Annotated in this window: 22 protein-coding genes and 1 riboswitch; of the genes, 7 read left to right on the forward strand and 15 right to left on the reverse strand. The window is 47.4% G+C overall.

What is annotated here, in order from left to right; translation table 11 throughout:
* Positions 1-27: 27 nt before the first annotated feature.
* Positions 28-759: a gluconate 2-dehydrogenase subunit 3 family protein gene (locus SSED_RS23745; protein WP_012143877.1), complete on the reverse strand. Its 732-nt coding sequence runs from the start codon at positions 757-759 to the stop codon at positions 28-30.
* Positions 753-1,352, reverse strand: coding sequence for a peroxiredoxin family protein (locus SSED_RS18555; RefSeq protein ID WP_012143878.1), 600 nt, complete (start codon positions 1,350-1,352; stop codon positions 753-755). Before SSED_RS18555 ends, SSED_RS23745 begins: the two co-directional genes overlap by 7 nt.
* A gap of 230 nt (positions 1,353-1,582) precedes the next feature.
* Between SSED_RS18555 and SSED_RS18560 the strand changes: the two genes are divergently transcribed.
* From SSED_RS18560 to SSED_RS18570, 3 genes are all read left to right on the forward strand, one after another.
* Entirely contained in the window at positions 1,583-2,971 is a 1,389-nt protein-coding gene (locus tag SSED_RS18560) for an NAD(P)/FAD-dependent oxidoreductase (RefSeq protein WP_012143879.1), read from the forward strand.
* Positions 2,972-3,016: 45 nt separating this feature from the next.
* A complete protein-coding gene (locus tag SSED_RS18565; RefSeq protein WP_150104362.1) occupies positions 3,017-3,382 on the forward strand; it encodes a hypothetical protein in 366 nt (121 codons plus the stop codon).
* Positions 3,383-3,452: 70 nt separating this feature from the next.
* A complete protein-coding gene (locus SSED_RS18570) occupies positions 3,453-3,794 on the forward strand; it encodes a Rid family hydrolase (RefSeq protein WP_012143881.1) in 342 nt (113 codons plus the stop codon).
* Between the two features lie 334 nt (positions 3,795-4,128).
* On the opposite strand, the gene SSED_RS18575 is transcribed toward SSED_RS18570, so the two are convergent.
* From SSED_RS18575 to SSED_RS18590, 4 genes are all read right to left on the reverse strand, one after another.
* The gene (locus SSED_RS18575; protein ID WP_012143882.1) at positions 4,129-4,677 is read right to left on the reverse strand and encodes a protein disulfide oxidoreductase; all 549 of its coding nucleotides are present in this window, start codon (positions 4,675-4,677) and stop codon (positions 4,129-4,131) included.
* Positions 4,678-4,703: 26 nt separating this feature from the next.
* Positions 4,704-5,522, reverse strand: a complete 819-nt coding sequence (locus SSED_RS18580; protein ID WP_012143883.1) for a DsbA family protein — start codon at positions 5,520-5,522, stop codon at positions 4,704-4,706.
* A 113-nt stretch (positions 5,523-5,635) separates the two neighbouring features.
* A complete protein-coding gene (locus SSED_RS18585; protein WP_012143884.1) occupies positions 5,636-7,768 on the reverse strand; it encodes a protein-disulfide reductase DsbD family protein in 2,133 nt (710 codons plus the stop codon).
* A 171-nt stretch (positions 7,769-7,939) separates the two neighbouring features.
* The gene (locus tag SSED_RS18590) at positions 7,940-8,416 is read right to left on the reverse strand and encodes a hypothetical protein (RefSeq protein WP_012143885.1); all 477 of its coding nucleotides are present in this window, start codon (positions 8,414-8,416) and stop codon (positions 7,940-7,942) included.
* Positions 8,417-8,809: 393 nt separating this feature from the next.
* Between SSED_RS18590 and SSED_RS18595 the strand changes: the two genes are divergently transcribed.
* The 3 genes from SSED_RS18595 to SSED_RS18605 all read left to right on the forward strand — a co-directional run bounded on the left by SSED_RS18595 (position 8,810) and on the right by SSED_RS18605 (position 14,039).
* A complete protein-coding gene (locus SSED_RS18595) occupies positions 8,810-10,360 on the forward strand; it encodes a glutamate synthase-related protein (protein WP_012143886.1) in 1,551 nt (516 codons plus the stop codon).
* A 503-nt stretch (positions 10,361-10,863) separates the two neighbouring features.
* Complete coding sequence (locus tag SSED_RS18600; RefSeq protein ID WP_012143887.1) at positions 10,864-12,882, forward strand: DUF3857 domain-containing transglutaminase family protein; 2,019 nt, start codon at positions 10,864-10,866, stop codon at positions 12,880-12,882.
* A 2-nt stretch (positions 12,883-12,884) separates the two neighbouring features.
* A complete protein-coding gene (locus tag SSED_RS18605) occupies positions 12,885-14,039 on the forward strand; it encodes a hypothetical protein (RefSeq protein WP_012143888.1) in 1,155 nt (384 codons plus the stop codon).
* 206 nt (positions 14,040-14,245) lie between these two features.
* On the opposite strand, the gene metE is transcribed toward SSED_RS18605, so the two are convergent.
* Positions 14,246-16,555 (reverse strand): 5-methyltetrahydropteroyltriglutamate--homocysteine S-methyltransferase, encoded by a 2,310-nt coding sequence (gene metE, locus SSED_RS18610; RefSeq protein ID WP_012143889.1) that lies wholly within the window; start codon positions 16,553-16,555, stop codon positions 14,246-14,248.
* A gap of 213 nt (positions 16,556-16,768) precedes the next feature.
* Here metE and SSED_RS18615 point away from each other — a divergent pair, with 213 nt between their 5' ends.
* Complete coding sequence (locus tag SSED_RS18615; protein WP_012143890.1) at positions 16,769-17,674, forward strand: LysR family transcriptional regulator; 906 nt, start codon at positions 16,769-16,771, stop codon at positions 17,672-17,674.
* Between the two features lie 131 nt (positions 17,675-17,805).
* On the opposite strand, the gene SSED_RS18620 is transcribed toward SSED_RS18615, so the two are convergent.
* From SSED_RS18620 to SSED_RS18660, 8 genes are all read right to left on the reverse strand, one after another.
* Entirely contained in the window at positions 17,806-18,534 is a 729-nt protein-coding gene (locus SSED_RS18620) for an HDOD domain-containing protein (RefSeq protein ID WP_012143891.1), read from the reverse strand.
* 387 nt (positions 18,535-18,921) lie between these two features.
* Positions 18,922-19,527 (reverse strand): arylesterase, encoded by a 606-nt coding sequence (locus tag SSED_RS18625; RefSeq protein WP_012143892.1) that lies wholly within the window; start codon positions 19,525-19,527, stop codon positions 18,922-18,924.
* Positions 19,528-19,752: 225 nt separating this feature from the next.
* Positions 19,753-21,750: a TonB-dependent receptor gene (locus SSED_RS18630; protein WP_012143893.1), complete on the reverse strand. Its 1,998-nt coding sequence runs from the start codon at positions 21,748-21,750 to the stop codon at positions 19,753-19,755.
* Between the two features lie 108 nt (positions 21,751-21,858).
* Positions 21,859-22,110: riboswitch (cobalamin riboswitch) on the reverse strand.
* A gap of 132 nt (positions 22,111-22,242) precedes the next feature.
* Positions 22,243-23,022: a hypothetical protein gene (locus tag SSED_RS18640; RefSeq protein WP_049772134.1), complete on the reverse strand. Its 780-nt coding sequence runs from the start codon at positions 23,020-23,022 to the stop codon at positions 22,243-22,245.
* Between the two features lie 233 nt (positions 23,023-23,255).
* Entirely contained in the window at positions 23,256-24,206 is a 951-nt protein-coding gene (gene nrfD / locus SSED_RS18645) for a cytochrome c nitrite reductase subunit NrfD (RefSeq protein ID WP_012143895.1), read from the reverse strand.
* Entirely contained in the window at positions 24,203-24,898 is a 696-nt protein-coding gene (locus tag SSED_RS18650; RefSeq protein WP_012143896.1) for a 4Fe-4S dicluster domain-containing protein, read from the reverse strand. Before SSED_RS18650 ends, nrfD begins: the two co-directional genes overlap by 4 nt.
* A gap of 14 nt (positions 24,899-24,912) precedes the next feature.
* Positions 24,913-25,413 carry a hypothetical protein gene (locus SSED_RS24180; RefSeq protein WP_012143897.1) on the reverse strand — a complete coding sequence of 167 codons (501 nt, stop codon included), beginning with the start codon at positions 25,411-25,413 and terminating at the stop codon, positions 24,913-24,915.
* A gap of 83 nt (positions 25,414-25,496) precedes the next feature.
* Complete coding sequence (locus SSED_RS18660; protein ID WP_012143898.1) at positions 25,497-26,000, reverse strand: DUF2726 domain-containing protein; 504 nt, start codon at positions 25,998-26,000, stop codon at positions 25,497-25,499.
* Positions 26,001-26,302: the final 302 nt, after the last annotated feature.

A 26,302-nucleotide genomic window follows, 5' to 3' on the forward strand; every position in this document is an offset into this window, starting at 1 on the left:
TAAACCTGAAACCGAGAGGGAATAATATTAGCTAAAATCTAAATAGGTTTTTCCCTTAACGGGCTGAGGAAAACCAGGCTGGTGCTCCAGCCACTTCCAGCCAATACCATCGGGATTGCCGCCATAGACAGGATCCAGGGTCAGTGACTCGAGGAGATAATAGAGCAGTAACGATAACCAGTTTTCACCGGCCCGGGTTTGTGAAATCTGTTTCATCACCGTATCTTGTTGAATGAGTGACAATTTTATAAAGCTCTCGCCCTGAGTCGCCTTTGACTGTTCCTCTAACCAGCCTACGCCTTTGAGAATAAACGCCTTATCACCCTCGGCTACATTTTCAGGATCGTCCAATGCCCAACTCAGGTACTGAAATCCATTAAGCTGCTTGGCCGAAGGGCCATCGCCATCATCGGGAAATAGCTGCAACTGCACCGCCTCGACAACACCGCGGCTATGGGCATTGAAGTCTTCTAATCCCCTGTCATTCTCTACTTTGTCCTCTGCTTCTTCTGCTATCACGGCACTGGGTTTAGCCCCAAGCAAGCCGAGCAACACGGCCGCGGCTCCGGTCTGCCTTAAAAAAGCACGCCGATTGAGTCCGGAATTATAGGCGCTCACAAATTCAGCTTTAATTGACCCATGCTCACGCTTAGCAGCCCCGGCAGATGTGAGCCCCTTGTCGTTAGGAAATAAAGCAGTTTTATTTCCTAACTGACTCTTTTCTAAGATACCTTTCTCTAACAGACTCTTGTTTAACATAAGCTGTCCTTGTCGCACACTGCCCCCGCCAGCACCACGGGCTTCCCTTCAGTGCCTGACACTCGATTCCACTGTTCAATGTTGGCCGCCAACGTATGGGTTATCCCATCGACCTGTCTTATTACCCCATTGATATCGACAAGGAAACCGGTAGGTGTGCCCATAACCCCGTATCTATGGGTGATTTCGGCATTATCATCGAAGGCGATGGCGTAATTAGCCTCGAATCTGGCCTGAAATTGAGATATCTCGGCTAAAGAATCACTCCAGCTGGTATTGATCGCAAGTAACTTAACCTGCTCACCGAACTCACGCTCAATAGTCATCAACTGAGGCACCTTCTTCATACAGTGGCCACACCAGGTATTCCAAAAGATCAGATAGACTGATTGCTTCCCCTTAAACTCGCTAAGTTTGAAAGGAGTGTTATCGATTTGATTGATTGTGAAGTTTGGCGCTATCTCACCCACTTTTAACGGCTCGGCGCTGACCGACCCGCCGACACTCAAAGCAAACGCCGAAGCCACTACCAAAGCCAGAGCCCTGATCACCAAAAAATTCAAACCCGAAAACAGTGAAACATCTCTTCTCATGCTTATCTTCCCCAATCTAATCACGAAAGCTATCTATACCAAGCATCTACTAACTTATCACTATAGGATAAACACCAAAACTGACAACCTTGTAGTTACATTGAATTAACAGACCGTGTTCATCTACAAAATAATTCATGTTAAATCACTTTCTGGTGAAAAATTGATTCAGAACAAGTTTTAACCGCCCACCCAAGGTAGTTTGTCACCATTGACTCCCCGGGACACTGATGATGAATCCAGAAACTAATCGAAATAAAAACAAAGAGGTGGCTGTAATAGGCGGCGGAATTATCGGACTCTGTAGCGCTTATTACCTACACAAGGCTGGTAGGTCGGTGGTAGTCGTAGATAAAGGAGAGATTGGTAAGGCCTGCTCTTTCGGTAATGCCGGCTATATCACGCCCAGTCACTTCGTTCCGCTGGCAGCGCCGGGTATGATACAAAAAGGCTTAAAGTGGATGTTAAATCCTCAGAGTCCCTTCTTCGTTCGCCCGAGTCTCAATCTCGACTTTTTACTCTGGCTCTGGTCCTTCGCTAAAAAATGCACCAAGCAACACACCTTAAATACCCAAGAGGCCATCCTAGATATCAACCTTAAGTCTTTAGCCCTCTACGAAGAGCTCCACAATGAAGAGGACCTTGAATTTCAGTTTTATCAGAAAGGCCTGTTAATGCTCTATAAGACAGAGAAAGAGTTGAAGGAGGAGGCCGAAACCGTCAAACAGGCTAACAGACTGGGCCTAAATGCAAAGATGCTCAGCCCAAGTGAGCTTAAATGTCTGGAGCCCAATATCGATTTCGATGTCATAGGTGCGGCTCATTATCCGGAAGATGCACACATCGCCCCCTATGAGCTACTCAATAGCTTAAGAGTCTATCTCGAGACTCGGGGGGTCGAATTTATTGAGCACGCAGAGATCACATCCTTCAATACCGACTCGCTAACTAGCCCCTCTGGAGATAACACAGCTGACAAAAACAGACCGCGAAAACTTGTCTCGGCGGGCTATACCAAGGGCTCTGAAAAGGGGAACATCGAAGCCGATGAGTTTATTCTTGCCAATGGTGCCTGGTCGGGTCAAACGGCCGCAAGCTTAGGGTTGAAGATCCCCGTTCAGGCGGGGAAAGGGATCAGCATCACCTTAAGTAACGACCCGGACAATAAGTGCGCGCCCGCCACTTTTGACTGTAGAACCCCTTTTATCCTGAGTGAAGCTAAAGTTGCCGTCACGCCATTTAACAATGAGATCCGCTTCGGCGGCACGATGGAGCTGGGTGTACTGGCCAATCAGGAGCGAAGAGGGATCAGCCAAAACAGGATTAAGGGGCTGCTAAAATCGGCCGGTCGTTACCTGCCCGCATTCAGGGCTGACAGTATCGATCAGAGTCTGTTCTGGTCCGGCTTCAGGCCCTGCTCTCCCGATGGGTTACCTATCATAGGTCGCTGTCACCCATACACGAACCTGACGGTATCTACGGGGCATGCCATGATGGGGCTGAGCCTGGGGCCTATCTCCGGCAAACTGGTGAGTGAAATAATCACAGGCTCAAAAACCAGCGTCAACCTCGGCCCTTTCGATCCCAATAGATTTCACAGCGAAGGCAAAATAGCTTAGTCTGGAGATGTCATCATCACAGCGAATCATCGCAGCGAAATAGGTATGAAGAGAAGAATCGCGTTCGGCCTCTGTTTATTCATAATGATAAGCGCTATCGCTTATCATTTCCTATCTCCCAAAGTCGTGGTTGATAACCAGTCAGGTAAAAGCTACTCGGCGTTAAATTTTTCTTTTCCATCGAATGACCTCTCCTTCTCGGCCATCAAACCGAGAAGCCGCCAAACGATCTACTTCTCCCCACAAAAGCAGGTTGGTCTTATTACTTACCAACTCCTCTCCGATTCAGGTGATACCGTGGCACAGGGCCAATTGAGTTACGTAGGCGACGAGAGCCCATTGGCAGAGCTGGGGATGACTCTCAGCTTCACCATCAATGAAAACTATGAGATCAGTTTTAAAACCGATTAAAAAACAGGGCGAAACGGGCAATTACCTCCATACTTAAAACAGTATCTCCCCCCTACTGAAGGAGTGTTTTATGTCCCGAACCCAGATCCCAAGCTCAAGCCCCTATGCCGGTATGATAGGTTTTTCACGAGCCGTGCGAATCGGAAATACCTTAGCCATTGGCGGCACGGCTCCACTGGACAAGGAGGGGAAAATTGTAGGAGCTAACGATCCTGCGGCTCAGGCTCAACAATGCCTGAACACTATCACTCACACACTGGAAGCTGCGGGGGCAAGTTTAGATGATGTCATCAGGACCCGTATCATGCTCACAGATATTAAAGACTGGCATAAAGTGGCCGAGATCCATGGAAAATATTTTAAGCATATATACCCAAGCTACCTCAAGATGCTCGTTTCAGAGCTCCCGTAGGATAGCAGAACAAGGCAGTGATTGAGAGAATGGTTACTCCCTTGTTGATATCACTAACGCAGTGCAGGTATTCTACGGGAACTCCCGAAGGGCAAGGCGAGAAGTCACATTTTTCTGCGTTATGAAATATTGAATTAGAATAACTAGTCCTACTATTTCATGCCTTGAACTCTGTCACTTCTCGACATGCTGAATCCTGCATCTTGAAGTGGTTTGGGTATAAGACCCCGCTACAACTCTGGTACAGGTTAGCGGCTTCATCAATCCGGAATGGGTATTAGAGATAGAGGTAGATGCAGTGATCGATATTGACCACCGCATCGATTAGCTAAATTTATGTAAATAGCATTCGCCACCACATGCCAGGCAGACTGGTAAACCCGGTGGTGTAATGCTTAAGTTCACCATCCTTGAATACCATTATGGTCGGGGTCAGTTGTACCGACCAGTCTCTGGCAATGTCATTACTCGAGTCATTAATCACCTCAAAATCATACTCTTTATGCTTGAGATATTTGACCATCTTGTCATCGGCTCCCGAATTCATCGCTACCGTGACGACTGAATAGCTCGTCGATAGAACATCCACTGCTGGACTAACGAGGTTACACACGGGACACCATGTGCCCCAGAAGTACACCAAGACGGCTTGGTCTCTGCTCAGCGCGGCGATATCCAGGCTCTCCCCTTTCAGGCTAATACCCGAAATGTTGGGAAGATCATCTCTGGGGATATCTTTGCCTCGCCACATATCCAGACCCGCGCTGAACACCATGGAAAACAGTATCAACAGAGCAAGCTGCCTCCCCCAACCCAGGACACGTCTGAAAAAAGTCGGCTTAAGCTCAGTATCAGTGTTATCGGCGCTGTTATTATCGCTCATCGTCACTCTCCCTCAATACTCAACCCCTAGCCCTTAGCCTGGATCACTTCTTCGAGCTGCTCTTTTAGCACCTCATAAGTGACTAGCCCCGGAATAACCGTGTCTCCAAATATCATACTCGGCGTACCACTTAGTCCTAAGTCTCTCATCAGGGAGACATTATCACGCACAACGTTGACGACGCGGTCATCATCCTTGCTTAACCACTGCTCGGTATCCGTTAGTTTAGCCACCTTAGCGATAGCATCGGCGTCGAGTCTGCGCGGGCTGGACATCAACATATCCTTCAACGCGTGGTATTTTTCAGGCTCGTTAAGCCATACTTTTTGTGCCAGCACGACCGCTTTCTGAGAGCCCTCACCCTGTAGTGGCACCATCTTAGTGATGACCCTTAGTTGCGGGTAATCTTCGATTAACTTGTCCAATGAAGGCTCAAGCTTCTTACAGTATGGGCAGTTAAAGTCGGTAAAGTAGACCATAGTGATGGCTGGGTTTTCGGCACCTTTCCATGGGTCGGTTTGGGTCTCAAATAATCCCGCGTGATGCTGCTCAACCAGACTACCTCTGGCCTGGCTCATCTGATCTTCTTCACGCATCTGTAATGCAATAATGGCCTCCTTTAACAGCTCAGGATCGTTGACCAATGCATCTTCAACAATCGCCCTGATCTCCAATTTTTGCTCATCGGTAAAACTACTATGGTCGGCGTGAGCAAGCTGACTGGTCATCAACTGTGATGAGAGAAAAAATACAGAACCGGCAACGGTGGCCAGCATGGCAAATTTAGCCTTACGGGATTGAAACAGCATATCTGTAACGCGATTAAAACGTGATAGAACTTTCATGATTTTCCTTTGGTATGCAGGGCTACTTGAATAACCCCTGCACACACGATTGGTTCAGTTTAACGATTGAAGATAAATAACGTTATGAGATCTCACACCTTAAAGAAACAGGGCTAGTCATAACGGAACTGTTCGGAGTCCGTGTCACCCACAGCGGGCGTCGCCGCCATCGCCCTCGAAGAGGCACGTTCAATCGCCGATAGCACCTCATTGGTACTCAAAATTTCAGGTAACGCTATCCCCTGGGGTGCGTTGGGGCCATAGACCACATTAAAAGGCACACCGAAGCGATTATGACTCTGCAGGTACTTAGTGATAGGCGCCGATGGCTTAGTCCAATCCCCTTTCATTATCACCATATCCGCTTGCTTGAGTGCGCTATAAACCGGGTCTTGCAGTATCACTCCCGCCTTATTGGCCTTACAGGTGATGCACCAATCGGCCGTCACATCGACAAACACAGTCTTACCGTTTGCGACCTGTTGACTGATCTCGACTTCACTCAAAGGCGTCCAGGCTAAGTCTGTGGGCAGAGGTCTGGCCCACTGCTCAGAGGTCATAAAGGCGGTAACGGCACTGAATAATATGCCCAGACTAATGCTGGCGATCACGGCAGCACTGCCATGTTTCTTTGCCATAAAGACAAAAAACATCAACACCAATAACCCGGCGAATAACCACAGAATGCTCGAAGCAACGAAATTGCTTAACAGGCTGATTAACCACAGGCTGGTGATCAACAACATGACCGAGAAGAACACCTTAACGATATTCATCCAGCGACCGGGTTTAGGGAAGTAATTCGCCACCTGCGGAAACAGAGCTACCAGCAGCCAGGGCAACGCCATCCCGACGGCGAGTGCGGTGAAGATAACAAACAGGCTGAGAGTATCGGCACCCAAGGCGAATGCCACCGCAGTCCCTAAGAAAGGCGCACTACAGGGCGTCGCCAACAGGGTAGCAAACATTCCCTGCAGGAAATGGCCCCGGTTATTGTTACCGCCAGTGGTCGCCAGCTTGGTCTGTAGGCTGGAAGGCAGGTTGATCTCAAATGTGCCGAGCATATTGAGGGCAAAAATAGAGGTCACGATTGCCATAAAACCGATAAACCAAGGGTTCTGGAACTGAACGCCCCAACCAATCGCCTGCCCGGTCAGTTTAAGCACTAAGATGAATCCGGCCAGCAGCCAGAACGAGACTAAAATACCCAATGCCGATGCGATAAATTGCTGACGGATCTCGTTGCGCTTTAGCTCGGGGGCGGCGATTACCGTGCTCAATTTCATGCCGAGTACAGGCAGTACACAGGGCATAACATTCAGTATCAGGCCACCGAGCAGCGCGATAAGTAACACCTTAATAAGCGAGATATCATCCTCAATAACTTGAGTCGGTATCACTTCATCTGAGTACTCCAGAGCCTGCTCACTATCGACGACCGTGACATTGAGCGTTTTGCCAAGCACCTCCGGAGCCCCTAACCAGCTCTTGCCATCGAAGGTGGCAATAAGCTTACCAGGCCCACTGTCACTCTCTTTCTTTTTAAGAGATGTAAGGGTGAACACCGTATCGGGCTCGCCATCGATCAAGAGTTGAGGCTGTCGCCATTGACCCGCATCAAGCTCAACCACCAACTTACTCTTACCGCTGTCCCAGCCAATCAAAATCGGTGAGTCGACACCATTTTCGACCTTCTGCGGCACCTTAGACACGGCTTTGTTATAGGTAAACATCGCCTCACTGTCGGCCCTCAGCTCACTGGGAATCACATCCAGTGATACCTCATAATCGGTAAGCACACAGATGGTGGTGCACGATGACAGGGTGACCTTGCCTCTCAATTGAGCGACATCATCACTGTCATTTACGGTCAACAGCAGTGGAAAGCTTACATGATGCTTATAGCCCCAGGTTTGCAGCCCCATCAACGAGAAATGCTCAGGTACCGGCCATGACCAGTCTACACTCTTTAAATTGGTCGATTTATCCCATTTAATGCCAGGTGCTATGCCACCCTCACCCGGGCTACGCCAATAGGTTTTCCAATCATCTTCTAACTTAACCTCCAACACGGCAGGTAAGGTTTTATTGACTGAGTCAAACTCACCGGTCAACATCAACCTGAGTTTCACCGGTGGATGGTTAGGATTTTCAATCCAGGGAGTGGATTGCGCAAACGCCGAGCTCGATAACAGAATCAAACAGAGCGCGAATAGGTTTTTTAGATACTTCAAGTTCATCTCCATTCCGTAGCAAATACAGAACAAGCAGAATAAATCCAATCGATGAGACTGGCCTTAAATAAACATACACTTAAAAACAAGTGACTAATAAAAAAGCTTAATAGCAGGAACGACTAATAATTCAGGTCACAGACAATAATACCCATAGGTAACAGAAAGTGACTCAAGCCGGTTCTACTCCTGAAAGCGACAGAGTGTAAGATGAAGTCGCCGATATCTGACGAATGAGACTTTCTTGGGTACTCGATTTAATACCCTGACAAACGAAGGAGAGAGAGGAAGAAGAAACAGCAAGACTAACAGCGCTATGGCACTGTTGTCTTCCAGACATAAACGCATCGACTTTTCAGAGAGTTCACAGCGCTTAAACTCGAAGCTTTCGGCCTGAGAAGAGCTGGCCTCGGATGCATTTGTACCGGAGATAGCGGCACCAGAGAGCGCGACATCAGATAAAGGGCCTTGAGATAAACCGCTATTAAACTCATTACCGCCTTCGATTGCACCGGGCTTAATAGCACTCACCTTAAAGGCTGCACTATACAACACAGATAACGGCCCGGCCGTCGCCCCTTGTGCTCTCTCTAAATTAAGAGCCAAGTTAAATAATCCACTATTTTGAGCCAGACAAAACAGAGTTAAGATAGTGACCACTATCGCCGTCCATTTGGTTCCGGAGCGCTTAGCAAACGGCTTAGTGATGAGTCTCTCCTGAAAAACAGATAGGGATTATTTTGTCCATGGAGATATGACCGGACTAAGCCAACAATAGTTCATCGTAAACGGAACTTTTTCCTATCAATGGCCATGAACGAACGAAAAAACAGCTATTGCAGAAATATTATCCATCGCTTAGGTTATCTTTTAAAGAGCATGAAAATTCTGCAGGTTCCTCCTTACACACTGACTATTTATGCTCCTTTGTCTCTAACTGGCCGTTAATCGACTAAAATCTATAGAAAAAGAGAAAACAGAAAAGAGAACCCCTGACTCACCTGACATTGCCGGGAGTCACACCGCCGAGTGAAACTTTATCAAGGAGAAGGTATGAGCAATCCTATCGTTGCAGATAACAAACCCAAGAAAGTCGAGCTCACCAAGGGAAAAGAGTACTACTTCTGCGCCTGCGGCAGATCCAAGAAGCAACCTTTTTGCGATGGCTCCCACGCCGGTACCTCATTCAAACCCAAAGCCTTTACAGCCGAACAAGACGGCGATGCATATCTATGTGCCTGCAAGCACACGGGCAACGCCCCATTTTGTGATGGTAGCCATAAACAGTTCACCGCTAAACAGGTCGGCAGCGAAGGTCCCGGGCCAAACATAGCGACCAATAAGGATAGCGCCCCCACGGCAACGGCCACCACCGAGGAGCCCACGGTCGAGTTTATCCACCAGCTTGCCAGAGATGGGTTAACCAAACTTGGCCATCACGGCCCCATGACCTCCATGGGTGTACCACGTCACCAACTGCCCCACTGGGATGATATTCAGATCATGACGGCGCAGATGGCGACTAAACCTCTGCAGGAAGATGAAACGGTCTCCACCGAGCTGATTATCGGGCCCCAGGCCAGAAAGCCGCTGAAACTGAAGATCCCGCTGTTTGTCTCCGATATGAGTTTCGGCGCCCTCTCTGAAGAAGCGAAAACCGCGCTGGCGATAGGCGCCGAACTGGCAGGTACCGGGATCTGCTCGGGAGAGGGAGGCATGCTACCCGAAGAACAAGCCGCCAACTCCCGATATTTTTACGAGCTCGCCAGTGCGCAATTTGGCTATAGGGAGGAGCTACTACATTCGATACAGGCCTTTCACTTTAAAGGCGGACAAGGCGCTAAAACAGGCACCGGAGGACACCTTCCCGGCATAAAAAATCATGGCAAGATTTCTCAGGTTAGGGGGATCCCCGAAGGAGAGCCCGCGATATCGCCCCCCACCTTCAGAGAGCTGAAGAGTTCATGCGACTTTAAACGCTTCGCCGATCGGGTGCGTGAGGTCAGCGGCGGCGTGCCCGTCGGTTTTAAACTCAGTGCTAACCATATCGAGCGGGACATTCAGTTTGCCCTCGATGCCACCGCCGATTACATCATACTCGACGGGCGTGGTGGTGGAACGGGCGCCGCCCCCGAGATGTTCAGAGACCACATCAGTGTCCCCACCATTCCGGCCTTGGCCAGGGCCAGGCGTTATCTCGATGAGCAAGGCGCTACAGGCAGAGTAACCCTGATCGTGACCGGCGGCCTTCGAGTGCCGATGGACTTCGTCAAAGCCATGGCTCTGGGCGCCGATGGTGTGGCTATCTCCAACAGTGCGATGCAATCTATCGGTTGCGTTGCGGCGCGCATGTGTAACACCAACAACTGCCCCGCAGGTATCGCCACCCAAGATGCCGATCTACGCCAGCGCCTTAACGTTGAGAGGTCATCACAACAACTGGCCAACTTCTTCAACGCCTCGATAGAGCTGATGCAGGTGATGGCCAGAGCCTGCGGACATCATAACTTGAGTGACTTCAACAAGAATGATCTGGCCACCTGGCACCGAGAGATGGCACTGTTATCCGGGATCAACTACGCGGGATTTACAAGGTTGGATTAACCCTTCAGCGATAAGTTATAAGTTGTAAGTGACAGGCAGAGCGAGAGCCTGACTCCTCGCTCTATTGTTAACTTATAACCACAATGGCTTGGAGGAGAGATTATCGTCCAACTCGAAATTCACTTTCCCAACCTTCAACAGCATCTATAACTCGTTAGAAGCCTTGAGTGTTCTGCAGCAATGAACCATGGAGAATGTCTACAATACCAATTGTTAATGAGAGGTTAAAGGCTAGAAATGTTGTTTATTAACAATGGATGGCTTCATTTCTATTCCAACAGTTCATTGCTGGCAATACCAACAAGAATATGGCGAGTCGCGATTTGAAACACTGAAATACATAGAGTTAAGCTTATGACAAAAGTACAGTCCTCTAACTAAGCCATATGACTCAAAGTGACACTGTTGAACAATAACAAAACTGAATCTTAGTGCTATATTATTTGCTTACGATGTCAATGGGTTGTGATACTCTGACCTTATCTAAGGAAGGAGTTCAACCCGTGAATACTATAATAAGATTAAGCTTTGTTTGTTTTGTACTGCTTTCATGTATGACTCAAGCCAAAGAAATTAAGTCAGGGAAATATGAGATCAGTTTGGGACAGCCAAATGATTGGGTCACAACCCAAGCACTATCCCCTAAGCAAATAAATACAGATATGAGCCCTGTTCACTTCAGACTCATTGGCCGACAAGATAGGTTTACCAATGATACCAACGAGTATTATCAGGATTTTGCTGCTACCGCACTGAACCAAGAGGGAGTTAAAGAGCTTTCTAAAATTGAACTCACCTTTAATCCTGAATTTGAAAAGCTCACCTTACACAAGATTGAGATTGAGCGGAAAGCCAAATGGTCAGATAGATTAACGAGTGCAAGAATTAACGTCATTAACCAAGAGCAAGAACTAAGCAACGATCTTTTTAATGGTTTAGCCACAGCGGTAATCGTTCTAAAAGATGTCCGTGTGGGCGATACCATTCGATATCAGTACAGCATTAAAGGACGAAATCCAGTATATGGACACGAGTTTGGTAGTCACTATGCGATGGGATGGGAAGTCAGTGTAGATAAAGTCCATGTTAGGCTGGTCAACGCAAGCAATAAGCCGTTTAATATACAAAATAATCACAAAGCCTCTCCGACAACCAAGCAGAGTCAATTTGGTAAAGAGTATGAATGGCTACTCAAAAATGTGACTAAATACAATTTCGAAGAAGGCGTACCTGCTGGTCACTTGTGGGCTCCATCGGTTTTTGTCAGCAGTACCCGCTCATGGTCTGAAGTGAGTAATTGGGCCATTCCCCATTATCAATTTAAAGAATCCTCCTCTAAAGCACTGAATGATTTTGTCAAAGAAATCACCACAAACTATCCGAATAAAGCAGAACAAGTAGCAGAGGTGATCCGCTTCGTACAACAAGATGTCCGTTATTTCGGCATAGAAATTGGCCAAAACAGCCACATACCTCATAGCCCTAACACAGTATTTGAACGTCGCTATGGTGACTGTAAAGATAAAGCAAGCCTGCTTATAGCCTTATTAGGTGCCATAGATGTGTCTAGCTCACCCGTGCTAGTAAATAGTCAAATTGGTTCAACACTTAACAAACGTGCTCCTTCTGCCATCCTATTTGATCACGTAATCAATCAACTAACCTTCGAAGGAAAAAAGTACTTTATTGATGCAACCAATAACTATCAAGCCAAAGGCCTAAAGTTTATTAGCCAGCCAGACTTTGGCCATGCTTTGGTTTTAGATAAAAATACTAATTCACTGACACTGATGCCGTCAGGAAACCCAGAAATTGATAGAATATCTGTAGAACAGTTATACGTTTCATCCAGCTATACAGAACCAGTTGATCTCTATATTACGACACGTTATCAGGGTCATGAAGCCGATGCTATGCGCTATCAATTATCCAGCGTATCACGATCTGAAATTGAGCAACACTATCTAAACTATTACGCTAAATTTTACCGAGATATAAGAGTTGAATCGCCAGTCTTCTTGGTTGATACAACTGATGGTGGCAATGAAATATTGATGACAGAACATTACAGTATCGGAGACTTTTGGCAGGGAGATAACAATGTTTTAGATTTTGAGCTCTTTGCCAGCTATATCAATAATTATGTCGAACTCCCTAAGGTGATTAATCGAACTCAGCCACTATCACTCCCAGGAATAATAGCTATTGAACAGACATTGAAATTGTCTATGCCAAACAATCTAAGTTACCAAGTAAGAGAAATGGATACTGATATCAGTTCTGATGGGCTTAATTACAATGCTTCAGAAGCCTATCATGATGGACAGTTTATTAGACGTCATCGTTTCGAGATCGATAAGAAAACAGTAAGTACAGATGAGAGTCGCAACTACATCAATGCCTTACGTGAGATAGATAAAGACCTCTACTATACAGGCTCTATCACAGGAGACTTCACAAGACCAAGTAATCCTGGTGTCGACTTTATCCTGCAGCAATCAAATTCTGGGCAGGAGATATAGTTATGAATCAAATTATTAAAATATTACTGGTGTTGTCATTAACTCTACTCTGTGCATGCCAATCAACTCTGAATTCAAATAATCAAGCTAACAACCTAAATTCAATTGGGAACAAAGCAGAAAATGATCAGCTTTCATCACTGTCTTTTATTCATCAGCAAGGCGGATTGATAGCCGATACCTTCAACCAAGATAAGGAAAATGCATTTTATCGCTGGTGGGATCATGAACACTTGTTGAGTTATGCCCATGATAAATATCCAAAGTTAACTGTTACAGAAGATGAAACTTTTTACCGTTTTGTTAAAAATAAATTTAGCAATCATCTTAAATCGACTGAGATGTGGCGCTTCGATGGAATACATGACGACAACTTGGTTTTTAGCACCTACTTTGTAGAAATGCCAACCGTAATATTATTTAAGTACAAGTATATTCATACTGGTGGACAAAAGAAGCTAGTCATAACTAACTGGAAAATGATACATCATCTCACAACGGGGTTAGATGCTTACTCTGCCTATTTACACAATGCAGGTATTATCAATGAGAGCGGTTACTTGGATATTGCTCAATCGGCAATTAAAAAGACTGAAAAAACAGAGGATGAAGTCGCGACTCTGTTCAATAAGCTTCCTGAAACCATCAGAAATGAACCTACCTTGCTAAACGATTTTATCTGGTCAAGTCTTGCAGTAGTCAAAGACCCCTCTCCTCAATTTCTCAATCAGATGTATCAATACGCACCAAGTTTGACCCCAGAAAATAGCGCCTTTTGGGGCTATTTTTATATGTTGCGTAATGATTTAGTTCAGTCCCAACATATTCATAGTATGGCAATGGCAAATCTAGGCTATTTACAAACAAACTATGCTTTAGTAGGAATTTTATATTCACTGCAACAACAGGACAATGAATATGCATTTCAGCAATTCATCAAGTATATCAAGGCTCACCCAAATGATGCGGTGGCTTACTCAATCTACCTCAGCAACCTTATAGATCTTGGGCTTCATAAAAGGGCAAGTCAGATATACCGAGCACTAAGCCTTCAGTTTAATTTAAAATTAACTCCACAAGACTTTATAGGTATAGACCAAGAAAAACTATCAGCGTTTTTCTATAGTGAAGAAATGAAAAATGTCTGGAGACTATAAAACAAATAACCAGGGCACCATTGTTAATGGCATACATTCATACCTCCGACTTAAATTTAATGATGAACTTGGAAGAAATTACGCCGGATTCACCTGCTTAGATTAATAGAACGCCACTTCGTGGCCAGGAGTTCCTAGGTTCTAGTACCTAGGAACTCCTGACTTCTCAGCTCTATCTTAAGCTCGAGACTATAAACTTCACAGCTTTACCCCAGCCTACGTCTCAGAACTTTCGTTGCCTGCACCAGGTTCTGAAGTGCCGGCTCCACTTCATCCCAGGTGCGGGTCTTGAGGCCGCAATCGGGGTTAACCCACAGCTGGCGAAGCGGGATCTTATGGGCCGCCTTCTCGATGAGTGTCACCATCTCATCTACCGTCGGCGTGTTCGGCGTATGGATATCGTAGACTCCCGGGCCAATTTCATTGGGATATTCGAAATCCTCGAAGGCGGTGAGCAGCTCCATGCGTGATCGCGAGGTCTCAATCGTTATCACATCCGCGTCCATGGCGGCGATAGCTTTGATCGTTTCATTAAACTCGCTATAACACATGTGCGTGTGGATCTGAGTCTCATCATCCACGCCTGCGGCGCTGAGTTTAAAAGCATCCACCGCCCACTTAAGGTAGGTATCCCAACCGCTCCTCTTCAGCGGTAGCCCTTCGCGGAACGCCGGCTCATCGATCTGAATGATACCGATCCCTGCATTTTGAAGATCGACCACCTCATCCCGAATAGCCAAGCCGATCTGGGTCGCTATCTGCTCACGGCTGATATCTTCGCGGGCAAAGGACCAGTGCAAGATGGTTACGGGGCCGGTCAGCATCCCCTTCACCGGCTTATCGGTCAGACTCTGTGCGTATGCTGCCCAGTCGACGGTCATAGGCTTAGGGCGCGATACATCACCATAGATAAGCGGCGGCTTAACACAGCGAGAGCCATAACTCTGCACCCAGCCAAACTGAGTAAAGCCTACGCCTTGCAGCTGTTCACCAAAGTACTCGACCATATCGTTACGCTCGGCCTCGCCGTGCACCAGCACATCGATGCCCAGCTTTAGTTGACGCTCGACCGTATCTTTGGTCACCTGACGCAGCTGGTCGGTATAAAACGTTTCGGTGATCTCACCTTTTCGCCAGCGACTACGTAGCCCACGGATCGCCGGAGTTTGCGGAAACGACCCAATGGTCGTAGTCGGTAGCAACGGCAATCGATACTTTTGCTGCTGCAGGGTCTGCCTGCCGGCAAACACAGTATCGCGCTCATAATCATCACGGCTCAGCGCTGCAACTCTGCTGTTCACTTGTCTGTCTGCAGCTTCTGCCCGGGCGTTTCGACGCGAAACACACGTATCCTTAATCAGATCGATTTCGACTCTGTCGCCACTCTTTTCGGGCGTGGTGAGTAATCTTTTTAACTGAGCCAGCTCAGACAGTTTCTGTTTAGCGAAAGAGAGCTGCTGCTTCAGCGCCGGGGCTAACTCCGCCTCGACATCCAGATCCACCGGGGTATGCAGCAGTGAGCAGGAGGGCGCTATCCATACCCGTCCCTTAAGATCGTTCACCACAGGAGCGATGCGGTCGGCAATCGAGTCGATATCTGCCGCCCAAACGTTTCGGCCATTGATCACCCCCAATGATAAGACCTGCTCGCGTTGAAGGTTAGCGGCAAATCCGGCGAGTTGCTCGGGCGCAGTCACCAGATCGAGATGAAGACCCGCCACCGGCAGTGCCGATACGAGTGCCTGATGGTGGGCAATAGTGCCGTAGTAAGTGGCGAGTAATACTTTGATATCGACGTGTTGCAACGCTTCATAGGCAGAAACAATAGCCTCTTGCCAATCGCTGTCGAGTTCGAGGGCTAAAGTGGGCTCCTCCAGCTGAATCCATTCGACGCCTTGAGCTGCGAAACGCTCTAAGATAGCTTTGTACGCCTTAAGCAGAGCGGGTAACAGGGTTAACTTATCGAACTCACCTCCCACCGCCTTAGCCAGGTAAAGGTAAGAGACCGGACCGAGAAGCACTGGCTTTGCCCTATAACCCAGCGCCTGAGCCTCGCTGACCTCATCGAATATCTGTTCATAGGCGACAGTGAAGCTTTGATCTGCTTCCAGTTCCGGGACGATATAGTGATAATTAGTATTGAAGTATTTGGTCATCTCGGCGGCGGGTGCATCGCCTCCCGTTGGTGCGCGACCACGGGCTACACGAAATAGAGTATCTAAGTCGACCCTATCGGCCTGCTCTTCACCGCGGTGACGCTCAGGGATAGCGTTAAGTGTCGCACTGAGTGTAAGCACCTGATCATAATAGGCAAAGTCGCCCACAGGCAGGAGTTCCACTCCAGCCTTAGCCTGCCACTCCCAGTGAGTGCTTCGCAGATCTTTGGCAACCTGGGCCAACTCGGCTTGGGTTATCTCACCGCGCCAATACTTCTCTTGAGCAAACTTGAGCTCACGTTGACGGCCAATTCGGGGAAACCCTAGATTCCCTATCGTTACCTCTTTCAATGTTTGCATATTGTATACCTTTTTGCTTTAATGTGAGCAGAATTCAGAGTAAACGCGCCAAGAGCATTTTCATTACTCATGTTGATTTAGCATCTGTCGATGCAAAACACATTTGGGCGTCTGGACGTCTAGAAGTTTATTGTGTTAGGCTATTTGCTGACAAACGAATTGATTTCAAGCGCAACATGAACAAAATTCATGTGGGGATAAACGGGTATATATATGATAGAGCTTAGACACTTACGAACATTAGTCGCCCTGAAGGAGAGTGGAAGTCTAGCTGGCGCCGCCAAGAAACGCTTCGTCACTCAGTCGGCTCTTTCCCATCAGATTAAGGAGCTTGAGACCCGAATTAACTCCTCTATTTTTGTCAGAAAGAGCAAACCTCTCTCATTCACACAAGAGGGAGCCAGACTGCTAAACCTTGCCGAAGAGATCCTGCCTAAGGTGATTGAAACTGAGTCCGATCTTAAACAGGGGCTCAATGACGAGCATAATCAGTTAGGCGTCGGCATCGAATGTCATAGCTGTTTTCGCTGGTTAATGCCGGTGATGGAGGAGTTCAGAAACGCCTACCCTCAAGCCAACTTAGATCTCTCCAGCCGCCACCTGTTCGACTCACTCAGTGCCCTCGAGATGGGAGAGCTGGATGTGGTACTCACCTCAGATCCGGTTCCCGGTCAGGCCCTTGCCTATCAGCACCTGTTCGATTTCGAGGTGAAACTTGTCGTCGCTAACGATCATCCGCTGGCCTCAAAGGAGTATGTCACCCCTCAGCTACTGGAGAAGCAGACCATCATCAGCTACCCGGTCCCCTTAGCGCGTTTAGATCTGTATCGGCACTTTCTTGAACCCGCAGGCATCGAAGCGGGTGAGCAGCTTAGCTGCGATCTCACTATGATGTTACTGCAACGTATCGCCTGTAAAGACGGTATCGCCGCCCTGCCGACCTGGTCAATCAGCGAGTCTTATGGCTTAAACCTCACCGCAGTTAAGTTAGGCCAGGAAGGGCTGAAGCGCCCACTGTTCGGGGCCTATAGAAAAGATAGCGTTAATGCCACCTTGGCACAGAAGTGGCTCGAATTAGTCGCCATCGAGGGAATAGCGAAACAACATAAGTTGAATTAATTGAAGGTACGAGATCCTAGGATCTGGCAGTGAGTTCCTAGGATATTGCAATAAAGACAGGGCGAAGAAAGTTGCGAGTCGCGAGCTACAGCCTAATGCTCGTAACTCGAATCTAGATACTCGAATCTTCTTTATAACGGCTTCAGCAGCTGATTTCTCATCGACAAGACACGACGAAGAACCAGACCTGGCGAGTTGGGATCGCGAGTCTGTCGTAAATTATGCGCAATCATGAATTCATCTTTCAGCTCTTCATCTAACCCCAGAGACTCGAATGCTTCTATGGTTAATGTCTGCTTTTGGTTATCGATGAGTGTCTTGATGATACTCAAGGGGAAAGACTCTTCCGACTCGGCATTCAGATAAGCAAATGCAGTCAGAGCGATAATCTCGCCGAAGACGCTGAACAGGGCTAAGGTTTGCACTTCATCGGGATTAATATCGACCCCTTCCATCATATGCAAACTGTCAACGGCATCGGCGGCAATACTCTCAGTCAACGCCCAATATCCGTACACCAGCTTCTTATATGGCTGAGGTAACTCGTCGAGACGCTCTTTAAGATAAAAAGTGAATGCATAACGATAGATATTGACCTGACCTAATCTAACGAGTGCATCTTTGAGAGAACGGTTCTTCGATGTATTACCACTGACACAAGCGGCCGACTGACTGCGCCATAGCATATGGGCCGCTAATGCGGGATCTGATGACACAATATCGATGACATTACGAATATCGCCATCGGCAATAATGGCTTTCTTTAACGGGATCAAAATACCCCGGCGACCAATTACTTGCTCTTCGTTACTAATAATTGCACGTACTTGAGTGAATACTTGATGCTCAAGATCTGTCATGAGAACTTTTTAACCTACTTTTTATGATGGTACGACACCATTTGTTATCGGGGAATTTACCCATAAAAGGGCTATCAGGGTCAAGTTGATTTCGTCTAAATGAATACTTTAACTCGATTTATCTGCCTTATGTCTGATAACAAGGATAATATCACTCCATGGGGCAAATAAAAAAGGTCAATATAAGCCTCGAGAAAAACCCCTCCCCCTGAAGTATGGTCATTTTATCGCCATAATCATAGGTTCTAAATCATAGGTTCGATGAATAATATCCCTTGAAACAATTCTCAGCGGTTTATAACGGCTTGAGCACACAGACAGGTGCTGGGATTTTATTGCGCCACTCTTCTCTCCCGTTCAATATCAACCGGGTATAAGCCTATGAGTTTACAGGGCTTCAACCTGAATAAGGCGACGGTGTATCACTTCGGCTAAAGCCCTGTAACCCGCCCCGTTAAGGTGAATCGTATCTGACTTCATCGATGCTGTTTTCAATAGATCCGTTAACTCATCTTCTATCAAGATCACCCCATAGGTTTCGGCCAGCTCACTGTAGATTGCTGCCGGAGAGAGAAAGATACTCTTCCGGGGCACGGCCACCAGCACCACAGGGATCGATCGTCTCTGGGCCAGCTCAATCATCTGCGCCAGATTAGCCTTAGTCTGGCCAATATCCTGGTTACGCAAAAAGTCGTTACCGCCTTCCATCAAGATCAGCAGATCCGGTGAATCGTATTCTAAGAGCTGCGTCAGCCTATCCAGCCCTTGTGTGGTGGTCTCGCCGGATACCCCGGCATTGATCACCCGCTTTTGTGAGAGCTCAGCCAACATCGTAGGGTAATCTTGCCCCCTCGCCGCCCCCTTGCCATAGGTCAGGCTATCTCCAAATGCCCAGATCTCGGCATCAGACGAAAGCGGCTCAAGTTTAGGGCCAGAGCAAGCCGATAGCAGGAGTAAAGCTATCGGGAGCAATATGGCTAACAGTGATTTCATCCTCTCTCCTCTGGTCGTATGTTCTGAGCGGTAAGTTTTAAGTTCAAGATAGAGCAAAGAAAGTCGCGAGCATCGAGTAGCTCGTAGCTCTTAAACAATCGCGGCTAAAGCCGCTCCTACATGGAAAATATCCTAGCTCGTAGCTCAAATTTAGCACATAAAAAAAGCCAGACCTAAGGTCCGGCTAAAAGGTAAGGTACTAGGACCTAAAGTCTGGCTCATACCTTAAAAGCGATAGCTTGCCGTCAGACGTAGGGCACGTCCGGTACCCGCATAATAGCCATTCCCCCAACTACTGTAGTAACCGGCACTGACATATTGCTCATCGAACAGGTTATCGACGCGGAAGCTGGCAAGCCAGGCATCACGGGTGTAGTTAATCGCTAAATTAGTTAACCAGTATGACTCCAGCTTAGGGTCAGCATTACCGTTATCGCCTTCGATGAAACGCTCTCCGGTGTATAACAGCTCGGTAAACACCTGCCAGTTCTGGTTAGCATCTATACTGAAGTAACCACGGCCGGAGTGCTCGGCGACCCAGGAGAGCTGATTGCCTTCATTTACTCCTTCGGTAAACTCGGCGTCGATATAGTTGTACTCCAGACCCAGTTGCACCATCTTAGTGATCTGCCAGTCCCAATCCAGACTCGAGCCATAACGGCGCGATGCATCGGCGTTCACGTTGGCACCAGGAAATTTGCCACCATCAGGGGTCTCAGCACTCGGGTCAAATACAATCTCATCCTCTAAGTCCAAACGATACAGGCTTAAGCGCAATGTGTGGCTCGCAGGAGACCAATCCCAACCCGCCTCATATGAACGACCCGTCTGCGGCTTAAGACCCATCACACCCGGTGAGGTATAAGCCTGCTCATCGACCTTAGCGAAACGGAAGTTGTCATCGGCGCGAAGATAGAATCTGTGTGAAGTGCCCGGACGATAGTTCAAGCCCAACTCGAACGCATGCGCATCCTGATCAAGCTCTATGCCCTGAGGGTAAACGTCACCATCGACAAGATCGTCAGTCACCTCGGAGTAACGACCACCCACTACATAACTCAGGCTTTGAGTTAACGGCACACTGGCTTGAGCATAGGCGCTAGCCACCTTCTGCACATTACTTCGTCCCCAATCAAACTCAGATTCCCCCCGGCTCAGGTCGATACCGGTAACGATATTCAAGTCGCCTTTTTCTGTCGTAATATTCGCTACCGCTTTCGGAGTGAACTCGAGGAAAGAGCGTTTATTCTTACTTGGCGAACCCCAACTGATCCCGGTCACCTGAGTATCGGTATAGTTGATATCCGCACCTAACGACCAGGCATCGGTGAGTTGATGCTGATAACCCGTGCGAATAGCCGTTGTCATCTCATGCTGATAGTCATCTTTATTAAATGGATTAACCTGACGTGGATTATCTTTAATCTGCTCTTTGGTCAATGACCCCGCCATCTCACGATCGTTATCGTAGTAGCTGGTCTCAACGAAGAAGTTATCCGACTCGGTTTGATATTGAAGTCGACCTAATACAGACGAGGTCTTGTTGGCATTGTGCTCACGATAGTTATCACCTTGGTTATAGCTGGCCGCAGCGTAGTAACGCCAGGTATTACTGATGGCACCCGAGATATCACCTTTACCTTCATAGGTATCGAAGCTGCCTCCAGACACTTGAATGCCGCCGCCCGCGCTGTTTGGCGCCTTGGTGATGATATTAATCACACCGCCCACCGCCTGATCGCCGTAGAGTACACCGGCACTGCCCGACAGTATCTCGACGCGCTCTATCTGATTGAGTGGGATGGCATTGATGCTTGGCGCCGCGATATCGATATTATTCAAACGACGTCCATCGACAAGCAAGAGGGTGTTGTTTGCGGCCTGACCAGCACTGAAACCACGCATAGCGAAAACGGCGCCGGAATTCGAGTCCGAGATCTGTATGCCACTCTGGCCACGCAGTACTTCGGTCAGTGTCGTCGCACCGCTCATCTCGATGGCCGCCGCATCGATAATGTTCACATTGGCGGCAATATTCAGTGGCGTATTTTCACTGCGACCGATAACGGTAATAACCTCATCGACTGTGTTAGTCACACCAGAATCTGTTTGAGATGAATCGGCCGCAAACGTCACGGACGACGACGCAGACAGAGCCAGAGCACTGCCGATTAGCATGGCTAATTTTGATAATTTGTTTGATTGTCTAGCTTGAGTACCCATTTTACCTTTAACTCCTGAAAGGAAAACGGGGCAAAGATGTCACGACGAGGCCAAGTTCAGTTCACTGAATTCAATCACCCTATCGCATCTCGAGATCTGCCCGCCGAAATCTCAAAATCATCTAATGGGCCGGTCTCCGGACTGAGGCTATTCGGTAAGATTGGTAGATCTTTCCGAGCAAGTAGAGGCTTTTCTAACACCCTGCCATTACATTCTGTAATAGATAGGCGCACCTCACTTTCACCTTTCACCGTTGCGGGGGCAGTGCCAGATTTTCACAGGCTTCCCGATTATCCCAACTCTCTAATTAAGCTGTTAAAGCTTAAAGACAGAGCAGGCACCACAAAAGATTGACAGCATAAATCTTGTTATCGATCTGCTTAAAAACGCCTCCGGATTAATAGCCGGATCACGATTGGCCGCATTATAGACGTCTATACGTATAAATGTCTAATATTTGCGAGGAACAATAAATTCCCCATCCAAAATCTATCAGCGGCTGAGTCTTAGAGGAGAGATAGCCGACATAAATTCCCGGTGATTTAACGACTCCAGGGGCGGATTATCTACACTGAACAGATCGCCACGTTTGGATTGATGCAGCAGATAGAGATCGTCCACCCCGGAGATCGCGGTGTAATGACCTATCTCTCCCTGCGGCACCGAAGTCTTGCCGTTAGCTGTTAAGCGGGTTGCCTTATGGGTATCGGGCATGCGGGTACAGCCTAAAATGGCACTGAATCCCTCGAGGCTATCGACCTCAGTCTCACCTAGCTTGTTATAAATTACTTCGCCCTCACAGGTTTCTGCGTAGGCGGTTGCCAACGAATCCAGAAACGCTTCTGGCTCAATATTTTCACTCAAGCCTTCAAAGCCCTGCACACAGAACAACGAAGACCAGGCCCTTAACTGCTGGCCCGATGGAACGAACTCGGCGGCGTACATACCGGCTTGTTGCTTATTAAACGCCAATTTCCACTCACCGGGCAGGTTAAAGCTCACCTCTTGACTGAAAATGGGGAGTTTATGACTTATACCAATAGGGTTAATCTCGGCGTCATCGAGAAAATCATCCAGGATTAATGCCTGCCCATGAGCCGCATGGGGAAACAGGTAAGCAGCGATAACGACAGCAGTAATAGCGGCAGTAATAACAGAAGCGGATGTGGCAATGATCGATGTAGAGAACTGAGCCGTTTTAAACTGGGCTTGCAGTGACTTTATTGACTGCCAATGGCGTGTACAGAGAGGTAGTGTGTTGAGAGCTTTCATACTTATCATCCTTGATTAGTCTATCCATTCGATATTACCTCAGCATAAAAAATACGCAAAGAGGTTTACATGAATAAATTTAAACAGAGATGATAGGGGGCTCAACAAAAACAGAGGCAAGGGAAACGACTCTCCTTGCCTCTTCTGAGAAACTATAAATATCTAAAGCGTTCCTAAGAACTAACTCGTTCCTTAACTCAGTTCTTAGCTAACTCTTTAACAGCACCCTATAACTAGGTCCCCGTCATCTGGCCGGTATAGAGAATAAAATTACGCAGCAATAACACACCCACTAAACTAAAACTGGCCGTTACCGCGACATAGGCAAATTTTCTATCGGCAGAGACCTTCATCCATAAGTTAAACGCCAGTGGCAGCGTCAAACCTAAGCCAACCACGCCTCCCCAGAAGATCCAGCCCCAGAAGCCTTCACCCAACGCATCTAATGCCGCGACCTGGCTCTGCCCACCCGACAAGATAAGACCGGCGAAGAAGGTAAAGAGTATCGCCATCTCAATGAGTATCATGGGGATCTCAATCCCATGGATAAAGCGCACCTCAGTGCCATTCGGATTCCCCTTGAGCAACACACCAACTAGCAGAGTGGCTGCGGCGCCTGAGCTGAGGCCCGATACCAGGAACAAGACAGGCAAAACCGGGTTATTGAGCAGAGGGAAGCCGATTAGGGCCGACAGCAGGAATCCGGTATAGGCGCCTAATGACAGAGATAATATAAGTAGTATCCCTGTGATCACATCTTCCCATTGCTGCAATTTTATCAAGCTGCTTGTGAGCAGACTCCACCGTCCCTCACGCCCTTCACACCATTGCACGACAGGCGTACTAAATATGGCGCCTATCCAGGCAAATAACATCAGCTGATAGACCATCAATACCAGCACACCCATGGACATGACCGAAGTGGAGTTGTAAAAAACCAGGATCTTCCAAAAATCGAAGGGCTTAGTGAGATCGAGAACCAAAATACCTAAGCCGGCACAAACCGTAACGGGTGCTATCAGGGCGGCGGCTTGAATAAATCGAGACTGATAGGCTTTCTTACCCAATTTAAAATGTTTCAACAGGATGCCGAAAAATACCGCCCCTGCCGACAAGCCTGCCAAGAACAGGTAGATTGCGATAGGCCAATGCCAGACTAATCCATCGAAATGAAATGCACTCATAACACTATCTCCCCATCAATAGTCGATACATGGAACAACTTAGGGCGGGTGCCTAAATCCGTTTTAGCTCGATAAGTCGGTTTCGATTTTAACGTTTTGACTAACTCAGACTCCGGATCTCTGATATTACCAAACACTAAGGCATGAGTCGGACACGCCTCTACGCAAGCTGGTTGTTTGCCCAGCTTAAGCTGAGTCTCTCTGCAAAAATCACACTTGTCGGCCGTTTGAGTCACTGGATTAATAAATCTAACCTGATAGGGACAAGCCGCAATGCAATATTGGCAACCGACACACTTGTCAGGATTAACACCGACAATCCCGGTCTCTGAGTCTATGTAGGCGGCGCCCGTAGGGCACACCTTTACGCAGGGGGCATCTTCGCAATGCTGGCAAGACTTACGACTGAAACGGTAACTCTGATCCGGATACTCACCAAATGGACCTGTACGATTGATCACGACCCTTGAGACGCCATCGGGCACATGGTTAACCTGTCGGCAAGCCTGCTCACAGGCGTTACAGCCGATGCAGAGGTTTTCATCATGTACCATGGCATATTTGATTGTTTGAGTTTGGTCGACACTGACACCAGCCTCTGACTCTGCAAGCTCCTTCGCAACCGAGTAGATAGAGAATCCCGCGATCAAGGTGCCGCAACCGGTAAGAAAATGTCTTTTTGAGATATCCATAATTGATACTCCCATTATTTAACGAGGTGACACCCGCGGCACAGCTGGCTGCGCTCTTTCACCGTGATCTGCAGCATAGGATCGTATTCCACATGCAACTGGTGACAACTGGCACAATTTACCTTATCGGCATGAACATTATGGGTCCAATCAGCCATAGCGATGATTTCATGATCATGACACTCGAGGCAGGCTCCCGTTTGTTCAGCCACAGACGTCGAGTTGTCGCTTGAAAAACGTCGAATGCTCGACCCCTTCTTGGGGTGTTTGCCTCGCTCTCCATGACAAGACTGACATTCAATTGCAAGTGCAGCATTAGCATGTAGTCCAAACATGGCTCCGTTGCGTTTATGGCACTTCATGCAGGAATTTTGATTTATGGTCAGAGACTCATTTGGTTGTGCATCGACAGGACTAGGTATTCCCGCCATGATTAAGCAGATGATTGATGGCAACAGGATTGATGGCAACTCAATTGCTGGAGATAGTGGCCAATAGCGGGATAATCTGGACATGACTTGTCCTTACATCGATAGATGAATGCTAAAATTCTTGGTGGAGAGTGGCACCGAACAGAGCTGTTCGGTGCCATTATCGGCTATGCGGCAAGCGCGTTTCTGATTAACGCTTCATCACAGTGCTTCTCTCTGTCCAGCTTGATAAATTGCACGCCTGTGTATGCCAGGCACTTCTCGATAAACTCGACCTGATCGCTGCTGCTCTCCTCAGGATTTGTCATCACCAGCTTAACCGATGAAGACTCATTATCCACGACCACATAATCGAGATGGCAGTGCTCCATATACTCCTGCACCTCATCATGATTCTTAACGGTCTGATCGATATCGACCACATTCACTAAAGAGGCATCATAGAGCACATCGTAACGGCCTTTAGCTATGGTTTTTAATGTCTTTAAAAACTCCATGGATTGCGTATCGAGCAGGTGTGGTTTAATGCTGACTTCCGTTGCAGCCATCTGTACGTCGGTTGTTTGGAAAAACTTAATACAAGTCATCACAAACGTCACGACAACCAATGGGACGATGACAAACAGGACAAAGTACATAAATGTATAACTGAGTATGACGGTGGCGTTCATGATAAACCTCCAAAACATCTGTTTATATTTAGTTTGCAATTAAGTATTGCTCTCAAATTAAAATATATGCAATTCTTTTTCACATTTAATAATAAAAATAAACTCATGGTCAGATTATCAAATAAAGATATTGCCCATTACAGATTGTCAGTAGTTAACTATAACGATTTCATATATTGCATATCTAAAACATGAAATTAAAAAACAAATTAAAATCAATAAGATAGGAAGACGAGACGATTGACCACAACAGAGTGCGAAATCATTTATTTATTTTAACCATTTTATTAGCACTTATTCAA

This window comes from Shewanella sediminis HAW-EB3 (genome assembly GCF_000018025.1).
GTDB classification, from domain to species: Bacteria; Pseudomonadota; Gammaproteobacteria; order Enterobacterales; family Shewanellaceae; genus Shewanella; species Shewanella sediminis.

Coding starts and splice junctions, on each gene's coding strand:
- SSED_RS18585 (WP_012143884.1), bottom strand. CDS start 7,768: ATGGAGATGAACTTGAAGTATCTAAAAAACCTATTCGCGCTCTGTTTG.
- SSED_RS18595 (WP_012143886.1), top strand. CDS start 8,810: ATGAGCAATCCTATCGTTGCAGATAACAAACCCAAGAAAGTCGAGCTC.
- SSED_RS18605 (WP_012143888.1), top strand. CDS start 12,885: ATGAATCAAATTATTAAAATATTACTGGTGTTGTCATTAACTCTACTC.
- SSED_RS18660 (WP_012143898.1), bottom strand. CDS start 26,000: ATGAACGCCACCGTCATACTCAGTTATACATTTATGTACTTTGTCCTG.
- SSED_RS24180 (WP_012143897.1), bottom strand. CDS start 25,413: ATGTCCAGATTATCCCGCTATTGGCCACTATCTCCAGCAATTGAGTTG.
- nrfD (WP_012143895.1), bottom strand. CDS start 24,206: ATGAGTGCATTTCATTTCGATGGATTAGTCTGGCATTGGCCTATCGCA.
- SSED_RS18615 (WP_012143890.1), top strand. CDS start 16,769: ATGATAGAGCTTAGACACTTACGAACATTAGTCGCCCTGAAGGAGAGT.
- metE (WP_012143889.1), bottom strand. CDS start 16,555: ATGCAAACATTGAAAGAGGTAACGATAGGGAATCTAGGGTTTCCCCGA.
- SSED_RS18630 (WP_012143893.1), bottom strand. CDS start 21,750: ATGGGTACTCAAGCTAGACAATCAAACAAATTATCAAAATTAGCCATG.
- SSED_RS23745 (WP_012143877.1), bottom strand. CDS start 759: ATGTTAAACAAGAGTCTGTTAGAGAAAGGTATCTTAGAAAAGAGTCAG.
- SSED_RS18570 (WP_012143881.1), top strand. CDS start 3,453: ATGTCCCGAACCCAGATCCCAAGCTCAAGCCCCTATGCCGGTATGATA.
- SSED_RS18575 (WP_012143882.1), bottom strand. CDS start 4,677: ATGAGCGATAATAACAGCGCCGATAACACTGATACTGAGCTTAAGCCG.
- SSED_RS18620 (WP_012143891.1), bottom strand. CDS start 18,534: ATGACAGATCTTGAGCATCAAGTATTCACTCAAGTACGTGCAATTATT.
- SSED_RS18565 (WP_150104362.1), top strand. CDS start 3,017: ATGAAGAGAAGAATCGCGTTCGGCCTCTGTTTATTCATAATGATAAGC.
- SSED_RS18650 (WP_012143896.1), bottom strand. CDS start 24,898: ATGGATATCTCAAAAAGACATTTTCTTACCGGTTGCGGCACCTTGATC.
- SSED_RS18560 (WP_012143879.1), top strand. CDS start 1,583: ATGATGAATCCAGAAACTAATCGAAATAAAAACAAAGAGGTGGCTGTA.
- SSED_RS18555 (WP_012143878.1), bottom strand. CDS start 1,352: ATGAGAAGAGATGTTTCACTGTTTTCGGGTTTGAATTTTTTGGTGATC.
- SSED_RS18625 (WP_012143892.1), bottom strand. CDS start 19,527: ATGAAATCACTGTTAGCCATATTGCTCCCGATAGCTTTACTCCTGCTA.
- SSED_RS18580 (WP_012143883.1), bottom strand. CDS start 5,522: ATGAAAGTTCTATCACGTTTTAATCGCGTTACAGATATGCTGTTTCAA.
- SSED_RS18640 (WP_049772134.1), bottom strand. CDS start 23,022: ATGAAAGCTCTCAACACACTACCTCTCTGTACACGCCATTGGCAGTCA.